At 61.7% G+C, this 2,186-nt stretch carries 3 protein-coding genes; 2 read left to right on the top strand and 1 reads right to left on the bottom strand.

Translation table 11 applies throughout. The features are described 5' to 3' along the window. The coding region (locus AC5JJ6_RS10730) for an SDR family NAD(P)-dependent oxidoreductase (RefSeq protein WP_496042024.1) at nt 1-300 on the bottom strand (300 nt) is incomplete at its 3' end. A 287-nt stretch (nt 301-587) separates the two neighbouring features. Between AC5JJ6_RS10730 and AC5JJ6_RS10725 the strand changes: the two genes are divergently transcribed. Together AC5JJ6_RS10725 and AC5JJ6_RS10720 are read left to right on the top strand one after the other, a co-directional pair. Continuing rightward, on the top strand, nt 588-1,037 hold the full coding sequence (locus AC5JJ6_RS10725) for a MaoC family dehydratase (protein ID WP_496042023.1): 450 nt from the start codon (nt 588-590) through the stop codon (nt 1,035-1,037). A 130-nt stretch (nt 1,038-1,167) separates the two neighbouring features. Continuing rightward, nucleotides 1,168-2,112: a bifunctional riboflavin kinase/FAD synthetase gene (locus tag AC5JJ6_RS10720; protein WP_496042022.1), complete on the top strand. Its 945-nt coding sequence runs from the start codon at nt 1,168-1,170 to the stop codon at nt 2,110-2,112. The last annotated feature ends 74 nt before the right edge of the window (nt 2,113-2,186 follow it).

The following is a 2,186-nucleotide window of genomic DNA, read 5'->3' as shown; positions in this document are numbered from 1 at the left end:
GGCTTCCGGATCGTTGTCGAGGACTCGTGAGAGTCGTCCGGCGCCGGCGTTGTTGATCAACAGGTCGATTTCGCATTCCAGCGCCTTGTCGATCACCCTGGAGCGGCCTTCCGTCGTGGACAGGTCGGCGGTCACGGTTTCCACCGTTCGGCTTGGGCTTTCCAGTTCGGCCTTGCGCTCGGCCAGTTTGTCCTCGCTTCGAGCGACCAGGAGCAGGTTGGTCGAGTCTGGGAGAGATTTGGCAAAGGCGGCGCCAATGCCGGTCGTGCCGCCGGTGATCAAGGCGAAGCCGTACGTCATCCGTTTTCTTCCTTTTCACTGGGCTGAAAAAATCATCAGGCTCGAATGACCGTTGCGCTGTTGGGCTGAAAGTCAAATGCCCCATCAGGATTCAGATGGTCAGGATGGGTGCCGGAGGGATGACGAAGCCTTGAAAAGGCCTGTGGAGGGACGCTCTGGTACTAAAGTGCTAACCGGTTGTTTATAGGTCATCTGCCATGTTTCGCAGGGATGCGGTTATGCCGCATTGCAACATGTCGCGATGAGGGTGCACATGCGCTGTGTATCCGATAAAGGGGACCTAGACTATGGACGACGTGCGTGGTTTGAACGATGGCCTGACCGGCTATTTCATCGAGGACATTTTCGTCGGGCAGACCGCAGTCTATGCGAAGACCGTGACGGAGGCCGACGTGGTGCTTTTCGCGGGCATTTCCGGCGACACCAATCCGGTTCATCTGAATGACGAGTTCGCCAACACGACGATGTTCAAGGGCCGCATCGCCCATGGAATCCTGACGGCGAGCTTCATCTCCACCGTTCTCGGCACCCGTCTGCCGGGTCCGGGCTGCATCTATATGAGCCAGAACCTCAAGTTCAAGGCGCCGGTCCGGATCGGCGACACGGTCAATGCGCGGGTCACCGTCCTTGAGGTCATCGCGGAAAAGCGCCGCGTGGTCTTCAAGACAGGGGTTTCGGTCGGCGAGACTGTAGTGATCGACGGCGACGCGACGCTGATGGTCCCCTCCCGCGGCTGACATCGGTGCCGGACTTCGGCGGGCAGTGGCGCGCCTGCCGTGGCCGGGGTTATCCATTGGTGCGCGCGCCCTATATACATCACTGTTTTTTTGAGCTAATCGAGGTCCGGGCGGCAAGGGGGTGCCCGGTATGAAACTATTCAGACACTTCACAGATCTGCCCGATGATGCGCGCGGTGCCGTGGTTGCGCTGGGTAATTTCGACGGACTGCACAAGGGCCACCGGATCGTGATCGGCGCTGCCGCCGAGGTGGCGAAAGCCACAGGGGCGCCTCTGGCCGTCCTGACGTTCGAGCCCCATCCCCGCAGCCTGTTCCGGCCTTCGGACGCGCCGTTCCGGCTGACCCCGTTCCGCACCAAGGCGCGCCATATCGAGGATCTGGGTGTCGATCTGCTGTTCGTCATTCATTTCGACACGGTCTTCTCCAGCAAGACCGCCGACGAGTTCATCAGCGAGGTACTGGTAACCGGCCTTAGCGTCAGCCATGTGGTCGCCGGCTACGACTTCGTGTTCGGTCACAAGCGCGGCGGCGATGTCGGACTGCTGTACCAGAAGGCCCGGACGCTGGGCTTCGGCGTGACGGAGGTCAAGCCGGCGGCGGATACGTCGGGTGGAGTATTTTCGTCGACCCGCGTGCGTCAGTTGCTGGCCGCCGGCAAGCCGCGCGAAGCCGCTGCGGTCCTGGGGCGTCCCTGGGAGGTCGAAGGGCGGGTCGAACATGGCGATCAGCGCGGCCGGACCATCGGCTTTCCGACCGCCAACCTGGAATTGGGCGAGTACCTGCGGCCGCATTACGGCGTCTATGCCGTCCAAGCGGGCGTCGACCATGGGACGCACACGGTCTGGACCGATGGCGTCGCGAACCTCGGCAAGCGGCCGACGGTCGACGGCCTGCGCGAGCTGCTGGAGGTCCATCTGTTCGACTTCTCCGGCGATCTCTATGGCAAGCACCTGCGGGTGCGGATGATCGACTTCATCCGGCCTGAACGGAAGTTCGAAAGCTTCGATGCGCTGAAGCAGCAGATCTTGACGGATGCGGCAGCGGCGCGGGGGATATTGGCGGCCGGGGGGTGATGGGATATGTAGGTCGTGCTAACACTACCCTGCCACACTTCCGGTTGAGGTATGGTGTAGTTGACTGATTGGGG

This window comes from Skermanella sp. (genome assembly GCF_059503625.1).
Note: the sequence above shows the minus strand (reverse complement) of the source record. Positions and strands in the feature narration are given on the sequence as shown.